18 protein-coding genes are annotated in these 18,207 nt (G+C 75.8%); 9 read left to right on the top strand and 9 right to left on the bottom strand.

Annotated features, from left to right (window positions below; translation table 11 throughout):
• Nucleotides 1-13: 13 nt before the first annotated feature.
• Nucleotides 14-517 (bottom strand): hypothetical protein, encoded by a 504-nt coding sequence (locus ACWERV_RS00185; RefSeq protein WP_452926713.1) that lies wholly within the window; start codon nucleotides 515-517, stop codon nucleotides 14-16.
• Between the two features lie 373 nt (nucleotides 518-890).
• Between ACWERV_RS00185 and ACWERV_RS00190 the strand changes: the two genes are divergently transcribed.
• Nucleotides 891-2,141, top strand: a complete 1,251-nt coding sequence (locus ACWERV_RS00190) for a nucleotide sugar dehydrogenase (RefSeq protein WP_452926715.1) — start codon at nucleotides 891-893, stop codon at nucleotides 2,139-2,141.
• 21 nt (nucleotides 2,142-2,162) lie between these two features.
• Here the strand turns inward: ACWERV_RS00190 and ACWERV_RS00195 are convergent, their stop codons facing one another.
• Genes ACWERV_RS00195 through ACWERV_RS00205 form a run of 3 tightly spaced genes read right to left on the bottom strand, consistent with a single transcriptional unit; the run spans nucleotide 2,163 to nucleotide 4,674 of the window.
• Nucleotides 2,163-3,350: a DegT/DnrJ/EryC1/StrS family aminotransferase gene (locus ACWERV_RS00195; protein ID WP_452926718.1), complete on the bottom strand. Its 1,188-nt coding sequence runs from the start codon at nucleotides 3,348-3,350 to the stop codon at nucleotides 2,163-2,165.
• On the bottom strand, nucleotides 3,347-3,481 hold the full coding sequence (locus tag ACWERV_RS00200; RefSeq protein ID WP_452926720.1) for a hypothetical protein: 135 nt from the start codon (nucleotides 3,479-3,481) through the stop codon (nucleotides 3,347-3,349). The genes ACWERV_RS00195 and ACWERV_RS00200 overlap by 4 nt, the downstream gene beginning before the upstream one ends.
• Nucleotides 3,478-4,674 (bottom strand): DegT/DnrJ/EryC1/StrS family aminotransferase, encoded by a 1,197-nt coding sequence (locus ACWERV_RS00205; RefSeq protein WP_452926723.1) that lies wholly within the window; start codon nucleotides 4,672-4,674, stop codon nucleotides 3,478-3,480. The genes ACWERV_RS00200 and ACWERV_RS00205 overlap by 4 nt, the downstream gene beginning before the upstream one ends.
• Nucleotides 4,675-4,950: 276 nt before the next feature.
• On the opposite strand from ACWERV_RS00205, the gene ACWERV_RS00210 reads away from it, so the two are divergent.
• The 7 genes from ACWERV_RS00210 (at nucleotide 4,951) to ACWERV_RS00240 (ending at nucleotide 11,748) form a co-directional block, all read left to right on the top strand.
• Nucleotides 4,951-6,006 carry a Gfo/Idh/MocA family oxidoreductase gene (locus tag ACWERV_RS00210; protein WP_452926726.1) on the top strand — a complete coding sequence of 352 codons (1,056 nt, stop codon included), beginning with the start codon at nucleotides 4,951-4,953 and terminating at the stop codon, nucleotides 6,004-6,006.
• Nucleotides 5,996-7,132: a sugar phosphate isomerase/epimerase family protein gene (locus ACWERV_RS00215; RefSeq protein ID WP_452926729.1), complete on the top strand. Its 1,137-nt coding sequence runs from the start codon at nucleotides 5,996-5,998 to the stop codon at nucleotides 7,130-7,132. The genes ACWERV_RS00210 and ACWERV_RS00215 overlap by 11 nt, the downstream gene beginning before the upstream one ends.
• Entirely contained in the window at nucleotides 7,129-8,481 is a 1,353-nt protein-coding gene (locus ACWERV_RS00220; RefSeq protein WP_452926732.1) for a M20/M25/M40 family metallo-hydrolase, read from the top strand. Before ACWERV_RS00215 ends, ACWERV_RS00220 begins: the two co-directional genes overlap by 4 nt.
• Before the next feature lie 128 nt (nucleotides 8,482-8,609).
• Nucleotides 8,610-9,710: an Ldh family oxidoreductase gene (locus ACWERV_RS00225; protein WP_452926735.1), complete on the top strand. Its 1,101-nt coding sequence runs from the start codon at nucleotides 8,610-8,612 to the stop codon at nucleotides 9,708-9,710.
• Nucleotides 9,707-10,735: a Gfo/Idh/MocA family protein gene (locus ACWERV_RS00230; RefSeq protein WP_452926738.1), complete on the top strand. Its 1,029-nt coding sequence runs from the start codon at nucleotides 9,707-9,709 to the stop codon at nucleotides 10,733-10,735. The genes ACWERV_RS00225 and ACWERV_RS00230 overlap by 4 nt, the downstream gene beginning before the upstream one ends.
• Nucleotides 10,729-11,187, top strand: coding sequence for a DUF6917 domain-containing protein (locus tag ACWERV_RS00235; protein ID WP_452926741.1), 459 nt, complete (start codon nucleotides 10,729-10,731; stop codon nucleotides 11,185-11,187). Before ACWERV_RS00230 ends, ACWERV_RS00235 begins: the two co-directional genes overlap by 7 nt.
• Before the next feature lie 99 nt (nucleotides 11,188-11,286).
• Nucleotides 11,287-11,748, top strand: coding sequence for a carboxymuconolactone decarboxylase family protein (locus ACWERV_RS00240; RefSeq protein ID WP_452926744.1), 462 nt, complete (start codon nucleotides 11,287-11,289; stop codon nucleotides 11,746-11,748).
• On the opposite strand, the gene ACWERV_RS00245 is transcribed toward ACWERV_RS00240, so the two are convergent.
• The 5 genes from ACWERV_RS00245 to ACWERV_RS00265 all read right to left on the bottom strand — a co-directional run bounded on the left by ACWERV_RS00245 (nucleotide 11,733) and on the right by ACWERV_RS00265 (nucleotide 16,625).
• Nucleotides 11,733-12,404, bottom strand: coding sequence for a response regulator (locus tag ACWERV_RS00245; protein WP_398176282.1), 672 nt, complete (start codon nucleotides 12,402-12,404; stop codon nucleotides 11,733-11,735). The genes ACWERV_RS00240 and ACWERV_RS00245 overlap by 16 nt on opposite strands.
• Entirely contained in the window at nucleotides 12,356-13,444 is a 1,089-nt protein-coding gene (locus tag ACWERV_RS00250; RefSeq protein ID WP_452926747.1) for a sensor histidine kinase, read from the bottom strand. The genes ACWERV_RS00245 and ACWERV_RS00250 overlap by 49 nt, the downstream gene beginning before the upstream one ends.
• Nucleotides 13,441-14,799 (bottom strand): FtsX-like permease family protein, encoded by a 1,359-nt coding sequence (locus ACWERV_RS00255; RefSeq protein WP_452926750.1) that lies wholly within the window; start codon nucleotides 14,797-14,799, stop codon nucleotides 13,441-13,443. Before ACWERV_RS00255 ends, ACWERV_RS00250 begins: the two co-directional genes overlap by 4 nt.
• Entirely contained in the window at nucleotides 14,799-15,578 is a 780-nt protein-coding gene (locus ACWERV_RS00260; RefSeq protein WP_452927176.1) for an ABC transporter ATP-binding protein, read from the bottom strand. The genes ACWERV_RS00255 and ACWERV_RS00260 overlap by 1 nt, the downstream gene beginning before the upstream one ends.
• A 213-nt stretch (nucleotides 15,579-15,791) precedes the next feature.
• Nucleotides 15,792-16,625 (bottom strand): DUF4232 domain-containing protein, encoded by an 834-nt coding sequence (locus tag ACWERV_RS00265; protein WP_452926753.1) that lies wholly within the window; start codon nucleotides 16,623-16,625, stop codon nucleotides 15,792-15,794.
• Nucleotides 16,626-16,811: 186 nt separating this feature from the next.
• Here ACWERV_RS00265 and ACWERV_RS00270 point away from each other — a divergent pair, with 186 nt between their 5' ends.
• Nucleotides 16,812-18,182: a helix-turn-helix domain-containing protein gene (locus ACWERV_RS00270; protein ID WP_452926755.1), complete on the top strand. Its 1,371-nt coding sequence runs from the start codon at nucleotides 16,812-16,814 to the stop codon at nucleotides 18,180-18,182.
• The last annotated feature ends 25 nt before the right edge of the window (nucleotides 18,183-18,207 follow it).

The following is an 18,207-nucleotide window of genomic DNA, read 5'->3' on the forward strand; positions in this document are numbered from 1 at the left end:
GACGGCCGGACGGTCAGATGTCCCAGGTCACCGTGTAGACGGCGAGCGCGGTGTTGGTGAAGCGGGCGGCGCCGGTGATGCCCTTGTAGGCACCGGTGCCGCCGGTGATGACACCGTCGAAGGACTTGGGGTAGGTCGCGGTCAGCGGGTCCTGGATCGGGAAGACGACGGACAGCGCGACCTGGCCGCCCCGGTTGAAGACGATGTCCGCGTGGCAGAAGGCCGTGACCTGCTTGAGCGAGATCGCGTCCTTGTCGCACATGTCGTAGGCGGTGCCGATCGCGGCGCCGGACGCGTCCGTGACCGTCGCGCTGCCGCCGAAGCCCGCGCCGACGCCGTTGGCGACGTTGGCCTCGTCGTTGTTGGCGCTGAAGTCCAGCGTCAGCGACGGCGGGGTGGCCGCCTCGCCCTGCGCGGCGGTGGACGGCGCGGACGAGCCCGCCACGAGAGCGAGCGTCGCGGCGGCGGTCGCGGTGGCCGCGGCGGCGGCGCGCTTCGCCGTGACAAAACGGGTCATGACATCTCCTCGAACGGTCCGGGCCCACTGCCCGGGTTCGGCACGAAATACACCATGGTGGTGCATAGTTCGCATCTAACGGGAAAGTACACAGAACCGTAGGTGTCGTGCGCCGTACGAGCGCCGAACACCCGCCCCGCGCACGGGACTTGGCGCGGCGAGCGGCAGACGCGGGCCCAACTCGGCCGCCTAGCGCAGGGGTGCGGGGGTGAGGGCCGGGGGAGTGAAGAATTCACTCGCTTGAGCAGCGGGTGGCGGCAGTGCCTGCGGGCCGTGCGGGCGACTCGGCAAGATGCGCGGGTGAGCGCACCGCGGGCGGCCGCCCGGCACGGTTCGTGCAGCGCCCGCCGCCGCCGTCAGGGGAGTTTCGGTCATGACGTTCGATCTGCTGATCGTGGGCCTGGGGTACGTCGGGCTGCCGCTCGCCCGCGCGGCCGGGGACGCGGGGCTCGCCGTCGCCGGGTACGACATCGCCCCCGACACGGTCGCGGCGCTGCGCGCGGGGCGTTCGACGGTGCGCGACGTCAGCGACGCGGACGTGGCCCGTATGCTCCGCGCGGGCTTCACCGCCGACACCGACCCGGGGCTGCTCGCCGACGCGCAGGCCGTCGCCGTGTGCGTGCCCACCGGCCTCACCGCGGACGGGCGGCCCGACCTCGGCCCGCTCACGGCCGCCTGCCGTACGGTCGCGCGGTATCTGCGGCCCGGGATGCTGGTCGTCGTCGAGTCGACGTCCTTCCCCGGGACGACCGAGGAGCTGGTGCGGCCGCTGCTGGAGACGTCGGGACTCGTCGCGGGGACGGACTTCCACCTGGGCTACTCGCCCGAGCGGGTCGATCCGGCGAACCGGTTCTTCGACATCGGGAACACGCCCAAGGTCGTCTCCGGTGTGACGCAGGTGTGCGCGAAGCAGTGCGCCGCGCTCTACGAGCACTTCGTCGAGCGCGTGATCGTCGCGCGCGGCACGCGGGAGGCGGAGCTGGCCAAGCTGCTGGAGAACACCTACCGCAGCGTGAACATCGCGCTGGTCAACGAATTCGCCCGCTACTGCCACGAGGTGGGGGCGGACGTGTGGGACGTGGTGGCGTGCGCGTCGACCAAGCCGTTCGGCTTCCAGTCCTTCCGCCCGGGTCCGGGCGTGGGCGGCCACTGCATCCCCGTCGACCCGGTCTACCTGCTGCACGGCGCCCCCGCCGACTCCTTCCCCGTCGTACGGGCCGCGCTGCGCGCCAACCGCGTCATGCCGGACCATGTCGTGGGCCGGGCCGCGCGGTTGCTGCGGGACGGCGGTCTCGCGCTGCCGGGCGCACGCGTCGTGCTGCTGGGCACCTCGTACAAGCCCGACACGGACGACCTGCGCGAGTCGCCCGCGCGGGACGTCGCGCGCGGGCTGCTGGAACTCGGTGTCGGCGTCGGCTGGCACGACCCGCACGCGACCGCCCCGCCGCTCGACGACACCCGGCTGCGGCGGCACGGCGACGCGCTGCGCGCCGCGGCGGACGCGGACCTCGTGGTGCTGCTCCAGGCGCACCACGCCTACGACCTGGGCGCCCTCGCGTCCACCGCGCGGCTGCTGTTCGACACCACCGGGCAGGTGGCGGGCGAGGGCGTCGTACGGCTCTGACGCACCACACGCCGGACCGCGTCAGCCCGCGAGGGCGAACTCCCGTACCGCGTCGGCGATGAACTCCACGTCCCCGTCGGTCAGATGGGGGTAGATCGGCAGCGACAGGATGCGCCGGCCCGCGCGTTCGGCGGCGGGCCAGGAGTCGCCGGGGTCGGCGTACGGGGCGAACGCGGGCTGGTGCGGCAGCGGTTGGGGGTAGTAGACGTGCGTGCCGATACCGCGGGCGGCGAGGAAGGCCTGGAGGGCGTCACGCCGGTCGCTCTGGAGGGTGTAGACGTAGAAGCAGCGGCCGTCGCGGCCCGGCGGCGGGGCGAGGACACCGTGCGGGGCGAGGTCGGCGAAGCGCTCGGTGTAGCGGGCGGCGATCTGGGCCCGGCGCTCCAGCCGGGCGGGGAAACCCGGCAGGCGGTGCAGCTGGAAGCTCGCGAGCACCTCGTCGAAGCGGCTGTTCCAGCCGATCCGGTGGTGCAGGAAGCGGTGGACGCCGTCCTGCCCGTGGTTGCGCAGCATCCGCACCGTGCGGCCGATCTCCGGGTCGCGGGTCACCACCGCGCCGCCCTCGCCCGCCGTGCCGAACGTCTTGACCTGCACGAACGAATAGACGCCCGCTTCCCCGGCGAGCCCGGCGGGCACCCCGCCCAGCACGCCGCCCTGGGCGACGGCGGAGTCCTCGACCAGCCGCAGGCCGCGCTCGCGCGCCAGGGCGGCGAAACGCGGCATGTCGGCCATCACGGAGAACATGTGGGCGGGCATGAGCGCCTTGGTCCGCGCGGTGATGCGGCGCTCCACCGCCGCCGGGTCGACGACCGTCGTCCACGGGTCGACGTCGGCGAAGACGGGGCGCGCGCCGAGCGCCACGACCGAACTGGCCAGCGGGGCACACCCGAAGGCCGGCACCACGACCTCGTCGCCCGGTCCGACGTCCATCGCGGCCAGCACGAGCGTGAGCGCGCCGGTGCCGCTGCCGCACGCGACCACGTCGGCGGCGCCGAGCTGCTCGCGCAGCGCCTGCTCGAAGTGCGCGGTCCGCTCGCCGAGGATGAACTTCTGCTCGGCGCCGGTGCCGGTCTCGCGGACGATACGGAGCAGGTGCGCGCGGTCGTCCGCGAAGAGGTCGGGCGCGAAGAACGGCAGCCGCCGGCCACCCGCCGCGGGCCGCTCGGCGGCCGGGGCGGTGCGGTCGGCGGGCGGCGCGGTGTCGGTCACGTGCGGGCTCCTGCGGCGGTCGGGGCGGGGCGGGTCACCCGTGGTGCCGGGGTGCGGGTCGCCGGGGGCGCGGCGGTGTCCGCGGCCGGCGCGGTGCTGTCGGCCACGGGCGGGGCGGCGGCGCCGGTCATGTGCGGGCTCCCGCGAAGAAGGCCCGGATCAGGTCGCAGACCTCGGTCACGGCCTCGTCGGGGAGGTCGGGGTAGAGGGGGAGCGCGAGGGTGCGGGTGCAGGCGGTCTCGGCGGTGGGGAAGTCGCCCGCGCGGTGGCCGAGGTGGGCGAAGCACGGCTGGAGGTGCAGGGGGCGCGGGTAGTACGTCTCGGTCTGCACACCGTGCGCGGCCAGGTGGCGGGCCAGCTCGTCGCGGCGCTCGGCCTCGACGAGGTAGACGTAGAAGACGGGGTCGGCCCCGGTGTTGCGCGGGCCGGTGGCGGGGCGGCGCAGGATGCCGGGCACTCCGGCCAGTCCGCGGTCGTAGGCGGCGGCGAGTTCGGCGCGGCGGGCGATGTCGGCGTCCAGCCGGTCGAGCTTGGCGAGCAGCACGGAGGCCTGGATGTCGTCCATCTTGCTGTTGCAACCGGGCAGCGCGCTCGCGGTGTTGATGGTCGTGAAGTCGCCGAGGGTGCGCCCGGGGCGGCCGTGGTGGCGCAGGGCGTCCGCGGTAAGGGCGATCGTGTCGTCGTCGGTGAGGACGGCTCCGGCGTCGCCGATCGCGCCGAGGGTCTTGCTGGGGAAGAACGACAGCACGCCGCCCGCGCCGAACAGCCCTGCGTGGACGCCGTCGTGGCGCATGCCGATCGCCTCCGCGCTGTCCTCGACGACGGTCAGCCCGTGCCGCCGGGCGATCTCCCCCAGCCGTGCCATGTCGGCGAGTCGGCAGAACAGGTGCACGGGCATCAGGAAGCGGCAGCGCGGGGTGAGCACGCGTTCCACCGATTCGGGGTCGAGCGCGTACGTGACCGGGTCGATGTCCGCGAACACCGGCCGTCCGCCCGCCAGGACGACCGAGGAGGCGGTGGCGACGAAGCTGAACGCCGGGACGACGACCTCGTCACCCGGTCGCAGTCCGGCCGCCCGCAGCAGCAGGACCAGCGCGTCCGTACCGCTGTTGACGCCGATGACGTGCCGTGCGCCGGTGTAGGCGGCGAGTGCCCGCTCCAGCTCCGCGACCTTGCTGCCGTGCGAGAACTTGCCGTCGTCGAGCATCTCGTCCAGATGCCGTTCGATGCGCGGCCACAGCGTGGCGAACGTCGCCGCCTGCGTGAAGAACGGGACGTCGGGCGGCCGTTCGCGCTGCGGCTGCACGGTCTGCTGGAGGTCCATCTCCGCCTCTCCGGTCCGGGGTCGCACGGCGACGCTACGGCCTGCGCGGCGGCGAACACCGGGACGCGGCGCGCCCCTTGCGGTGTTTCACGCGAAAAGGGCGCGACCGGCGCGTTTCGTTGACTTCGTCCGGTTCCGGCGCGCAGGCTGGCCCGCGTTGCCCCGGATCCGCCGGATCCGGGGCGTACCCGTTCGACGGGACACCGAACGCCGAACGCAGAAGACGGAAAACACCGCCCGCACGACGGCGGACAGGACGGAAGGTTGTTGCCGGACATGCCGGAGAAGCTGCGCACGTTGGTCGTCGGCCTGGGCCGGGCGGGGGCGGGCCTCCACCTGCCGGTCCTCGCCAAGGCCCGGGAGCGGCAGCCGGAATGGTTCGCGCCCGACCCCGTGGTCGCCTACGACCAGGACGCCGTGGCCCGCGCCTGCCACGCCGCCGAGGGCCTGCGCACGGTGGCCTCGCTCGCGCACGCCGCGCGGGAGATGGACCCCGAACGGACCGTCGTGCACGTCTGCACCCCGCCCGTCGCGCGGGTCGCGCTCGTCGAGGAACTGCTCGAACGGGGCTTCCGCAGACTGCTGGTGGAGAAACCTCTCGCCTCCGGCCCGCGCGACCTCGCCCGGCTGCTCGACCTGCTGCGCCGCCCCGGTGTCCAGGCCGCTGTCGTGGCCCCCTGGCTGGCCAGCACGCTCACCGACCGGCTGACCGGACTCGTCCGGGAGCGGTCCGCGCTGGGCAGGCTGCGGCAGATCTCCGTCGTCCAGAACAAGCCGCGCTTCCGCCGTTCGCTCGCCACCACCGGGCACCCCACCGCCTTCGACGTCGAGGTCCCGCACGCGATGGGCGTCCTGCTGCGGCTCGCCGGGGACGCCGACGTGGCGGGCGCCACCTGCGCCGACCTGGACGTCAACGGGCGGCGGCTGCCGCGGATCGGCGGCGCGACGCTGCGCCTGGCGCACCACGGCGGAGTCCGCAGCGTCATCCGCTCGGACCTCACCTCGCCCGTGCGCGAACGCCGCATCACCCTGCGCTTCGACCAGGGCACCGCGATCGGCCACTACCCGGCCGAGGCCTCCGACCACTACGCCCAACTGCGCCTGCTCGTCCGGGACGCACCCGTCGCGCCGCGCGCGGTCTTCCGCGACGACGCGCTCACGGAGGTCATGCTGCGCGCCTACTCCGGCTTCGCCACCGGGGGACCCGACAGCGCCGCCTTCGCGGAGCAGGCACGCGTGGTCGGGCTGCTGAGCGAGGCGAAGGAGCTGGCCTTCCCGCACGAGGCGACCGAAGGAGCCGAGGCGCGGGAGGAGTTGGCCGGTGTCCGCTGAGCCCTCCGTGGGAGCCGCCGGCCGCCCCGTCCTGACCGGGATCGGCGACGAGGCCGCGCTCGGGGTCGCGGGCCAGATCGCCGCCGTCACGGCGCTGGGCTGGCGGTCGGTCGAGCTGCGCACGATCGACGGCACGCCCGTCGCCGACCTCTCGCGCGCCGACTTCGACCGCGCGGCGGGCACGCTCGCCGACGCCGGGGTCGCGGTCAGCGCGGTGGACGCCCGGATCGGCGGCTGGGCCCGCCCCGTCACCGCCGACTTCACCGCCGACCTCGCCGAACTCGACGTCCTGGCCCGGCGATGCGCCCGGCTCGGCGCGTCCCGCATCCGCGTCATGTCCTTCCCGAACGACGGGCTCGGCGCCGCGGAATGGGAGCGCGAGGTGCTGCGCCGCTTCGCCGAACTCGCCCGCCGGGCGCAGGCGTTGGGCGTCACGCTGCTGCACGAGAACTGCGCCGGGTGGGCGGGCGCCGACCCCGCCCGGATGCTGCGCCTGCTGGACGCGGCCGGGCCCGCCCTCGCTCTCCTGCACGACACCGGCAACGGCCCCGCGTACGGCTACGACGCCTTCGCCCTGCTGACCCGCCTGCTTCCCTACGCCGACCGCATCGCCCACGTCCACGTCAAGGACGCGCTGACGGCCCCCGGCCGCCCGCCCCGCTACTGCGAACCCGGCACGGGCGACCTCCGCGTGGCCGAGACCCTGCGCCTCCTGCTCTCCCACGGCTACCGCGGCGCCCTCTCGATCGAGCCGCACATCGCGGTGCGCCCCCACGAGGCCCACCGCGCCCCGGAGGACCGCTGCGCCGCGGCCTTCCACCGCTGCGGGCTGGCGCTGACCCGGCTGCTGGACGAGACGGGGGCGGGCGCGTCGTACGGTACGGCCCGGGTCGCGGGCCCCGGCACGCCGGAGGGCGCGGCCCGGCTGCCGCGCCCGGCGGCGGGGGTGTGGGGCGGTGCGGTGCGCGCGGCCGCCGGGCGGCTGCTGCCCGTACGGGACGGCGCGGGCGGGCCGCCGGGTACGGAGGGGAGCCCCGGCCGTACGACCGGTGCGGGCTCCGGCCTGCCCGGCCGCGCGGGTTTCCCGCCCCTGCCCGGCCCCGTGCGGCGGGAGCCGCTGCCGTGAGCGTGTTCGGTGCCGCCGACCGGGATCTGCTCCTGGACCTGCTCGCCCTGCCGACCGCCGGGCCGCTCGAAGGGGGGCCGGGGGCGCCCGCCCCCGCGCTGTGGGAGGCGCAACGGCGTTACGCGCAGGCCGCCGCCGGGCTGGGGTTCGCGGTTGTGCACCACGCCGCGCCGCCGCCCGGGTGCCTCGCGCGCGCGGACGTACCCCTTCCCGTACGCGAGGCAGCGGCCGCGCGGCCGGACTTCCTCGACTGCCAGCCCGGTCTCGTGCTCGCCCTCGGGCCCACGGCGGCGCCCGCCGGGCGGACGGTGATGTTCAACGTGCACCTCGACACCGTCGCGGGGGCCGGGCCCGTCTCCTTCGACGGTGTCCGCTTCCACGGCCGGGGCGCGATCGACGCGAAGGGGCCGGCCGTCGCGCTGCTGGCCGGGCTGCGGCAGGCGCTCCGGGAGCAGCCGGGGCTGCCGCGGGACACCCGCGTGCTCGTGCAGGCCGTCTCGGGCGAGGAGGGCGGCGCCCTCGGCACCTTCGGGACGCGCCCGCTCGTCGAGGCCGGGCACCACGGGCGGCTCAATGTCTTCTGCGAACCCACCGGCGGGCGCGCGCTGTTGCGGTGCACCGCCGCCATGACCGCGCGCATCCGGGTGCACGGCCGGGACGCGATCGACGACCGGCCCGGCGCCGGCCACAACGCCACCGTCCTGCTCGGCCACCTCGCCGCGCACCTGGCCGCCGCGCTCGACCCCCGGCTCGACCCGGCCGAGGGCCAGGTGTGCGTGGCCGGACTGCACACCGGCACCCTGCACAACCGCGTCTACGGGGAAGGGCAGTTGCTGCTCAACCTCTCCTACGGCTCCGCGGCCGCCGGGCAGCGGCTGGAGCGGCTGGTGTCCGCCGCGGTCGCGGGCGGACTGCGGTCCTTCCGGGCGGAGTTCGCGGCGAGCCCGCGGTTCGGCCGGACCGCCGCCGACGCCGCCGACATCGTCCGGCTGGACTGGCTCAAACGCGGACTGCCCGCGCTCGACGGCGACCCGTCGTGGCTCGCGCCGCTGCTGCACCGTGCGGGGGTGCCGCTGTGGCCCGCCGCCGAGCCCGGGTTCACGTGCGACGCGATCTGGATGTCCGGTGTGCCCGGCGCGCACACCGTCGTGCTGGGCCCCGGCCGTCTCGACACCAACCGGGCGCACGCGGACGGGGAGTTCGCCGAGCTGACGGAGCTGGACGCGTTCGCGGCCACCGTTCCCCGGCTGCTCGCGGCCTTCCGGTCCGCGCCCGCCGACGACGTCCCCCGCGTCCCGCCGCCCGCCCGACCGGCGCCGAGCCCCGCGCGCACCGCCCCGCCCCCGTGACCCGCGCCCGCCCAGGCGACGCGCCCCTCCCCTCGGACGAAGGAACCCCCATGCCCCTGCCGAACCCGCAGACACCCCGGACGGTCCGCCCCGCTCACGCAAGAGCCTTGCGCCCGGGGGGTGTTGTCGTGCGGATCGGTCACGACGAGCTGCTGGGCTTCGTCGCCGAGGTCTTCGTACGCTGCGGGCTGCCCGCCGGGCGGGCCGGGACCGCCGCGGAGGCGCTCTGCTACGGCGACCTGTCCGGGATGGACTCGCACGGGCTCGCCAACCTCACCCGGACCTACCTGCCGCTGTTCGAGCAGAAGCGGGTCGATCCGGTCGCGGAGCCGGTGCGCGGCAGCGACCTCGGGGCCGCGGTGCGGATGGACGCGCGGCGGGCGCTGGGGCTGTGGGCGGCGGCCGAGGCGATGGATCTGGCCGTCGAGCGGGCCGGGCGGTTCGGGATCGGGATGGTCGCCGTGCACGGCGCGACGCACTTCGGCTGCGCGGGCTTCCACGCGGTGCGCGCCGCGCGGCGCGGCATGGTCGGACTGGTCGCGGCCAACTGCGGCGGGCAGCGGATCGCGCGCCCGCCGGGCGGCCGCGTCACGATGCTCGGCACCAACCCGCTGGCCGTCGCCGCGCCCGCGGGCCCGCGCCACCCGTTCGTGCTGGACATGAGCACCACGGCCGCGCCCACCGGACGCGTCCGGGCCGCCGCCCGCGCCGGGCACCCCGTGCCCGAGGGCTGGCTCGCGGACGACACCGGGCGGCCGGTCACCGACCCGGCGGCCTTCGACGAGGGCCGGGCGCACCTGAGCTGGCTCGGCGGCACCCCCGGGGCGGGCGTCTTCAAGGGCTACGGCCTCGGGCTCGCCGTCGAGGTGCTCGCCGGTCTGGTGAGCGGCTCGGGCCTCGGCCCGGACCCGGCGGCGCTGGACGGCGACGGACGCCCCTCCGGCCGCGACGACGACATCGGCTTCTTCGTCGCCGCGATCGCCCCCGCGGTGCTGCGCCCGCAGGAGGACTACGCGGCCGACGCGGACACGCTGTTCGGCAGCCTGCTCGCGTGCCCGCCCGCCGACCCGGCCGACCCCGTCCGGTACCCGGGGTGGCCCGAGGGCGAGCGGATCGCCGCGTGCCGCACGGAGGGTGTGCCGGTGAGCATCCCGCAGTACCGCGAACTCATCGGTGTGGCCGACCGGTTCGGGCTCGTCGCACCGCTGCCGCGGGACGCCGGCCGGTGACCCGCCCGTACGCCCTCGCGGTCGTCGGCCTCGGTGTCATCTCGCGCTTCTACCTCGACGCCCTCGCCGCCGCCCCGGCCGCGTGCCTGGTCGCCGTCTGCGACCGGGACCCCGCCGCGCTCGCGCCCTTCGACGGGCACGCCACCGTACGCGGCTACCGGGACCACCGCGAACTGCTCGCCGCGCAACCGGCGTTGGACGGGGTCGTCGTCACCGTGCCGAACGACGCGCACGCCGCGGTGTGCGCGGACTTCCTGCGCGCGGGCGTGCCCGTGTGCGTCGAGAAGCCGCTCGCCCGCACCGTGCCGGAGGGCGCCGAACTGGCCGCGCTGAGCGCTCGGTTCGGGACGCCGCTGTTCACCGCCTTCCACCGGCGGTACAACTCCGCCGTCACCGCGCTCGCGGCCCGGCTGGCGCGCGGCCCGGCTCCGGTCGAGCACGTCACCGTCCGCTACTTCGAGCGCATCGAGGAGCACATCGGGCGGGACCGCTGGTACCTGGACGCGGCGCGCTGCGGAGGCGGCTGCGTCGCCGACAACGGGCCCAACGCGTTCGACCTCGTCCGGCTGCTGCTGGGGGACGTCGAGGTCGAGCGCGCGCGGATCCGGCGGGACGCGGCCGGGCTGGACCGGCAGGCGGTCGTCGAACTGCGGGCCGTCTCCGGCACCGCCCGCGCCACGGTCGAGCTGGACTGGTCCTACCCGGGCGAGGTCAAGGACGTCCGCGTGCGGTTGGCGGACGGCACGGCCGACCACGCCGACATGCTGGCCGGGCACCACGGCTTCAAGGCCTCGCTCGGCCACGAATACGCCGCGATCCTGGCCGACTTCACCGCCCGGCTCGCCGCCCCGACCGTCCCCGCCCCCGCCCCCGACCCCGGCGGCACCGCGGCCCTGGGCCTCGTCGAGGCGGCCTACCGCGTCGCCGTGCCCTGGCCCGGCCCGCACCACCCCGCACCCGCACCCGTACCCGCACCCGAATCCACAGACGGACCCGAACCCGTACCGGAGGCGCTCCCGTGCTGACCTCGCCCGCATCCCTGCCGCGCCCCGCCGTTCCCGAGGACGGCCGCAAGCGCATCGTGCACGGCCCGCTCGTCAAGGTGCTCCTCCACCGCAGGGACGACCGCGGCATGACCCTCGAACCGCACGCCAGCCGGTGCGTGCGCGCGGGCGAGGTGCACGAACTGGTCACCACCGACCACGACGACACCGCGCCCGGCGCCCGGATCGACCGCGTCGGCTTCCTCGGCTTCGTCGAACTGGCCTGCGGCGGGGTCGTCGACCGAGGCGACACCGTACGGATCGGGGGGCGGCGGGTCGGCACCGTCCTCGGCTTCGACGCCTGCCACTTCCCCAACCACTACAACATCGTCATCCGCGCCGACGCCCCGGTGACCGGGGCCGATCTGCGGCTCGCGCCCGAACTCCCGGTCAGCTTCGAGCAGTCACCGCTCACCGCGCCGCCCACACCGTAGGAACCGGCGCCGTACGACCCCACGCCGTACGACCCCACGCCGTACGACCCCACACCGCAGGACCCGACCCGTACGACCGCACCCGCAGGGAGCCCCCCCATGACGCGTACCAACCCCATCGCCGCGGCGCCCGACGCGCTGGCCGCGCTCACCGAGCTGTCCTCCGCCTCCGCCGAGGGCCTGCCGCCCGCGCTCGCGCAGCTCGTCAGCCTGCACGTCTCCCAGCTCAACGGCTGCGTCTACTGCACCGGCCTGCACCGCGACGGGGCCCTGGCCGCGGGTCAACCGGCGGTCAAGCTGGAGGCGTTGGCCCGCTGGGCGGACTCGCCCGACTTCACGCCCGGCGAGCGCGCCGCCCTCGGTCTCGCCGAGCACCTCACGCGGCCGTCCGGCGGCGCGGTGCCCGAGGACGTGCACGCGGAGGCCGTCCGGCACCTGGGGGACGCGGCGGCGGCCCGGGTGATCTGGACGGTCGCGGCCGTCAACGCCTGGAACCGCGTCGGCATCGCGACGGCCGCCCCGCTCGCCGGGCGGCGGCCCGCCGCTCAGGAAGGGGTCTGAGGGCTCCCGCCCTCCGTCCGCAGGTATTCCAGCACTGCGAGCACCCGGCGGTTGTCGTCCGGCGCGGTCGGCAGGTCCAGTTTCGCGAAGATGCTGTTGATGTGCTTGCTCACGGCGTTCTCCGTGACGACCAGGGCCGCGGCGACGCCCGCGTTGGAGCGGCCCTGCGCCATCAGGGACAGCACCTCGCGCTCGCGCGGGGTGAGCCGGGACATCGGCCCGCTGCCGCCCAGCCGGGAGACCATCGCCGAGACGACCTTCGGGTCGAGCACCGTCGCGCCCCTGGCCACCTGCCGGACCGCGTCCACGAAGTCCGGGACGTTGCCGACCCGGTCCTTGAGCAGATAGCCGATCGCTCCCTCGCCCGAGCTGAGCAACTCCCTTGCGTAGAGCTGCTCGACGTACTGGCTCAGCACCACCACCGGGAGTCCCGGGCGGCGTTCGCGGGCGGCGAGGGCGGCGACCAGGCCCTCGTTGCTGAAGGTCGGCGGCATCCGGACGTCCACGACCGCGACGTCCACCTCCGCGCGGGCCAGCGCCTCCGACAGCGCCTCCGGGTCGCCGACCGCGGCCACCACCTCGAAGTCGTGCGCCTCCAGCAGGCGGGTCAGGCCGTCCCGGAGGAGGGCGAGGTCTTCGGCGATGACAACGCGCACGGCACCTCCATCGTCACCCGGGTCGGGCCCCCGGGCGGGCTGTCCACGGCGAGCGTGCCGTCGAAGACCTCCAGCCGGCGCGCCACCCCGCTCAGCCCGCTCCCGGCGCCCGTGGAGGCACCGCCGGAACCGTCGTCCCCGACGACGACCGTCAGCGTACCGGCGCGGTGCGCCAGTTCCACCCACGCGCGGCTCGCCCCGGCGTGCTTGACGACGTTGGCCAGGCATTCCGTCGTCGCGAAGTACACCGCGGACTCCACCGGCGCCTCCAGCCGCCCCGGTACGTCCGCCGCGACGGTGACCGGCAGCGCCAGGTCCAGCGCCACCGCCTGCACCGCGCCGGCCAGTCCGCGGTCCGCCAGCACGGGCGGCTGGATCCCCTCCATGACGGTGCGCAGCTCCTCCAGCGCGGTCAGCGTCGTCGCCCGCGCCTCCGCCAGCAGCGCGGCGACGGCGTCCGGGTCGCGGCGCAGCAGCTCGCTCGCGAGCCCCAGGTTCATCGCCAGCGACACCATGCGGGCCTGCGCCCCGTCGTGCAGATCCCGTTCGATCCGCTTCAACTCGGCCGCCTGCACGTCGAGTACGCCGCTGCGGGTGCGGTGCAGCGCGGCCACCCGTGCGGTCAGCTCCTGCTCGCGGGCCGGGGGCAGCCGTTGCAGCCACCACGCGTGCACCACGAGGGCGACGGCCACCACGGGTGTGCTGAAGACGGGCCAGAAGAAGCCGCCGCCGGACAGCGCCCACGAGACGATGTCGATGCCCACCCACACCGCGCTCAGGGCCAGTTGGAGCGCGAACGCGCGCCGCCGCCCGCGCGGCTTGCGCAGTGCCCAGCGCAGCCCGTACTGGAGCGCCAGGTTGACGCCGAGCCCGAACCACACCCAGCGCGGCCAGAAGTACATCGGCCGCAACTGCGCCCACACCAGCGTGTCCACGACCCCGATGACGACCGAGGCGACGGCCTGCCACACCAGGAACACGCCCCAACCGGGCCAGCGCAACCGCAGGCCCGGTCGGGGGAGTTGCCGCCCCGCGCTCACGCGGCCACCGCCGTCCGCAGGGCGACCGTCGCGGGGGCGCGCCCCGCGCGGTGGGCCGCGGCGAGCGCCGCGCCCAGCCCCAGCACCGCGACCCCGGCGACCACGGCGGCGTGGATGCCGACCGCCGCGCCCGGCAGGACCTCGCCCGTCACGGCCAGGCTGTACGGCACCGCGGACGCCACGGCCGCGAGCGTGCCGAACAGCAGCCCCGTCACCAGCGTCAGCGCGGTCTCGGCGGCGACCTGCCGCAGCACCTGCCGCGGGGTCGCACCGGCCAGCCGCAGCTGGGCGAACTCGCCCTGCCGGGCGGCCGTCTCGGCCACCACCAGGTTCACCAGCATCACCGCGGAGAAGACCGCGAGCATGCCGACGACGACGTAGTTCAGCGTCGCGGTGCCCTTGTCGTCCGCGGACAGGTGCGGGTGCGCGGAATTCCACACCGACTGCATCGCGAGCGTCCCCGTGGAGATCGCCGTGCACAGCACGACCGGCATCACCGCGGTCGCCGCCCGCTGGACGCGCTGCCGCACCGCCAGCACACCGAGCCGTCCCGGCGCCCCGAACGCCCCCAGCAGCGGGGCCAGCACCGCCGCCACCGCCCGCAGCAGGACGGGCGCCAGCAGCGCGAAGCCCAGCGCGGACAGCACCGCGCCCTCGCCCGCGACCGACTGCGCGTCGATCTTCGAGCCGTCCACCGCGGTCGCCGTCACCACCGCGCAGCTCGTCCCGGCCACCACCAGCAGCACCCCCGCGGCCAGCCGGAAGCGGCTGGTGCGGCGGCCCCCGGCGGCGGCCTGCCGGTGCGCCTCCACCGCCCGGCGGCGGGCCGCCCGCCGCGCGGTGCCGAACGAGGCTGCGAGCGCGGCCAGCAGGCTGCCGCCCGCCCCGACCGCGAGCGCGGAGGCGCCGAACCGGAAGCCCACCGCGTCGCCGACCTGACCGGTGTCCTGGAGCAGGTGCAGCAGCGTCCAGCCGCCGCCGTAGCCGACCGGCAGCGCGAGCAGCACACCCGCGAGCCCCACCAGGGCCGTCTCGCCGACGACCAGCCGGACGGTCTGCGCGGGCGTGGCGCCCAGCGAGCGCAGCAGCGCCAGCTCGCCCGCCCGCTGCCGGGCCGCGACCGCCAGCGTCGTGGCCACGGCGGAGGCGACGACGAGCACGCCCCAGCCGCCGACGACCGAGGCCATGATCGTGAGCGTGTCCCGGTCCGTGCCCGTGACGTGCGGGCCGCCCGCGGTGTCCAGCAGCGCGGCGAAGGACATCAGGATCGCCGCGCCCAGGAAGACCGCGAGGAAGGCGGCGAGGAAGCTGCCGCGCCGGTGCCGTACGGAGGCGCGGGCGAGTCCGCGGGCCATCACGCGACCTCCGTCCGGGGAGCGGCGGGGGTGCGGGTGCCCGCGGACGCGGCGGAGGCGCCCGCACCGACGTCCAGGGCGGCCATCCGGCGCGCGGTCTGCGCCGCGTCCGGGGAGCGCAGCTCGTCGACCAGCCGGCCGTCGGCGAGGAAGAGGACGGTGTCGGCGTAGGCCGCCGCCACCGGGTCGTGCGTGACCATGACGACCGTCTGCCCGAACGCGTCCGCGCTCTCCCGCAGCAGCGCCAGCACCTGCCGGCTGCTCACCGTGTCCAGCGCGCCGGTCGGCTCGTCCGCGAACAGCACCGCGGGCCGCGTCGCCAGCGCGCGGGCGACCGCCACCCGCTGCTGCTGCCCGCCCGACAGCTCCGCCGGCCGCCGCTCCGCGAGGTCCGCGATGCCCAGCCGCTCCAGCACCGCCGCCGCCTCCGCGCCCACCCGGCGCCCGCGCCGCCCGGCGAGCGACTGCGGCAGCAGCACGTTCTGCCGCACGGTGAGGTACGGCACGAGGTTGTAGTGCTGGAAGACGAAGCCGATGCGCGACCGGCGGAAGCGTGTCAGCTCCGACTCCCCGCCGCCCGGCAGCTCCACCCCGCCGACCAGCACCCGCCCCGAGGTCGGCCGGTCCAGGCCCGCCGCGCACTGCAGCAGCGTGCTCTTGCCCGACCCCGACGGCCCCATGACCGACGTGAACGTCCCCGCCGCGAGCCCCAGCGACACCCCGTCCAGCGCGGTCACCGGCTCCCCGTCGCCCCCGTACACCTTGACCACGTCCACCATCCGCAGCGCCTCCCCGGCGCCACCGCGTGTCCCGTCCACTGCCCCGTCCTCCCGCCGTCCGTGCCGGTGTTTTCCGACACCGACGACGCTACGGACCCCCGGATCCCCCAGACATGCAGCCAGTATCCGGATCCCGGACTACAGAAAACCCCACCCCGCGGGTGTCCTTTCCCGTGGGGAGGGGCTGCTGCGCCAGGTCAGGGAGGGGCCGGGTCAGGACTGGTAGTCGGCGGTCTTCATGGAGGACACCGCGTCGGCGACCGTGGTGCGGTAGAGGCCGAGCTTGGGGTGCAGGACGGGGGTGGAGGCGGGGAGCGGGAAGTTGAGGGTGGCCGCGTTGGGCATGTGGTCGCCGTCGGCGAGGACGTTCAGCTCGTCGATGCCGGGGACGGTGCCGGTGGTCGCGCCGCTCGGGTCGAGGTCGATCACGGCGTAGGCGGTGCCGCCCGCGTACACCGGGTAGGCCGGGGCGCCGCCGAGGCCGCTGGGGATCAGCGGGTGGACGGCCTTGTCACCGTTCGGGGCCTTCGCGTTGTCGAGGTAGACGAGCGGGTAGTAGCTCAGGCCGCACGAGCGCTTCCCGGTGTTGCGCACCTCGATGACCCGCTGGGAGGGGGCGCCGGAGCGGCCTGTCACATGCACCGAGAGCTGCTGCGGCGTGCAGGGGTGGGTGAAGGCGTAGCTGTCGCTGGTCGCGTCACCGCCGCCCTTCGAGCTGCTGCCCTGCGAGCCGGTGCCCTTCGCGCCGCTGCTGCTGCCGTTGCCGTTCCCGCCGCTGGTGCCGTTGCCGCTGCCGTTCCCGCCGCTGCTCTTGCCGTCGCCGGAGTGCGAGGCGGCCGGCGCGGGGGACGCGGGGTCGGTGGAGGGGGCCGCGGTGGACGCGCCCGGGGCGGTGGTGCTCGACGCCGTCGTGGACGGGGCCCCTGCCGTGTCGTCCGACTGGCACGCCGTGAGCGTGAGCACACCGAGTCCGAGGACGGCGGCGGACGCGAGCGCCCGGACGGAGGTGAGGGACGCGGCGGACAGGAAAGCGGGCTTCGTCGGCATGGTGGCCGCCCTTCGTGTGGATCACTGGGTGATTCGCTGACTGGCTTGCGTCATCACCGTCGGGCGTGGCCCGTCCCGTCCGCCACAATCTCGCGACAGTCCGGGACGCTGGGACATTCCAGCCCCTCTGAGCTGCGATGATGTACCCACCTGGAACGCCGTTCCGGGACGGGGAGGGACTGGGGCATGACCACGCACGTCGAGGAGTTCGCGGGGCGGCTGCGCGAGCTGAAGGAGCGCTCGGGGCGCAGTTACGGCCAGCTGGCCACTCGGCTGCACCTCAGCACCTCCACTCTGCACCGCTACTGCAACGGCGCGGCCGTACCGACCGACTACGCCCCCGTCGAACGCTTCGCCCGGCTTTGCGGCGCTACGTCCGAAGAACTGCTCACACTTCACCGCAGCTGGGTGCTCGCGGACGCAACACGCCGCGAAACCGACCGACCGGGGGAGCCGCGGCCCGCGCCCTTGACGGGGCCGGTCGCTGAGTCGGCTGCCGAACCGGTCGCGGGACCGGCCGCGGGACCGGCTGCCGAGCAGGTCGCGGACCGCGCGCAGGACCCGCGGCCCGCCGCCGAGCCCGCCGCCGAGCCCGCCGCCGAACCCGAGCCCGAGCCCGGACCCGACGTCACCGCCGAGCCCGGTGCCGCCGCGGGCCGGCCGCCGCGGCGGGCCCGCCGCACCGTGCTGGTCCTGGGGGCCGTCGCGGCGATCGCGGCCGTCGCCACGCTGCCGCTCGCGCTGCACGGGAGGGGCGACGGCGACCGCGGCAGCGGCCCGCCCTCGCCGCTCCCGGCGACGCACAGCCTCACCGCCGCCCCGCCGACGGCGCCGCCGTCCCCCGCCGTGACCTCGGCGTCCGCCACCCCCACGACGGCGTCCCCCACGGCGACCGCGCCCACCGCGCCCGCCACCCACGCCCCCGACACCGGCCCGGCGCCCTTCACGGTCAATGTGATGGCCGACAACTGGAACTCGCAGTGCGGGCAGTGGTTCCGGATGCCGCAGCAGCCCGGCAAGGTGCCCCCGCCGCCGTCGCTGGAGCAGACGGACGCGTGGGCGGCGGCGCTGGGCGGCGTCCCGGCGGGGCACCTGCGGCTGGAGCTGACCGCGCAGACCGGGGCGACGCAGCCGATCGTGCTGCACGCGCTCTACGTCCACGTCGTGAGCAGCAAGCCGGCGCGGAAGGGCACCGTCTACACCCCCGGCTCCGGCTGCGGCGGCGCCCTGGACCCGGCGTACTTCGCCGTCGACCTCGACGCGACGACCCCGCGCACCACGCCGGTCCGCGGCTTCGCCGACGACGGCCAGACGCGGACCCTCAGCACATTCCCGTACCGGATCTCCGCGACCGACCCCCAGGTCCTGGACGTGGACGCGGGCACCGCCGACCGCGACGTCAGCTGGTACCTGGAACTGTCCTGGAGCAGCGGCGACCGCTCCGGCAGGCTCACCGTCGACGACGGCGGCCACCCCTTCCGCACGGTCGGCCTCAAGGGCGATCCGGCCTACTTCTACAACGGCGAGGCGTGGGCCCCCACGACGGCGGACAGCTGACAGCCGGCCGCCGGACGGCCGGTGT

Source organism: Streptomyces sp. NPDC004031 (assembly GCF_053604375.1).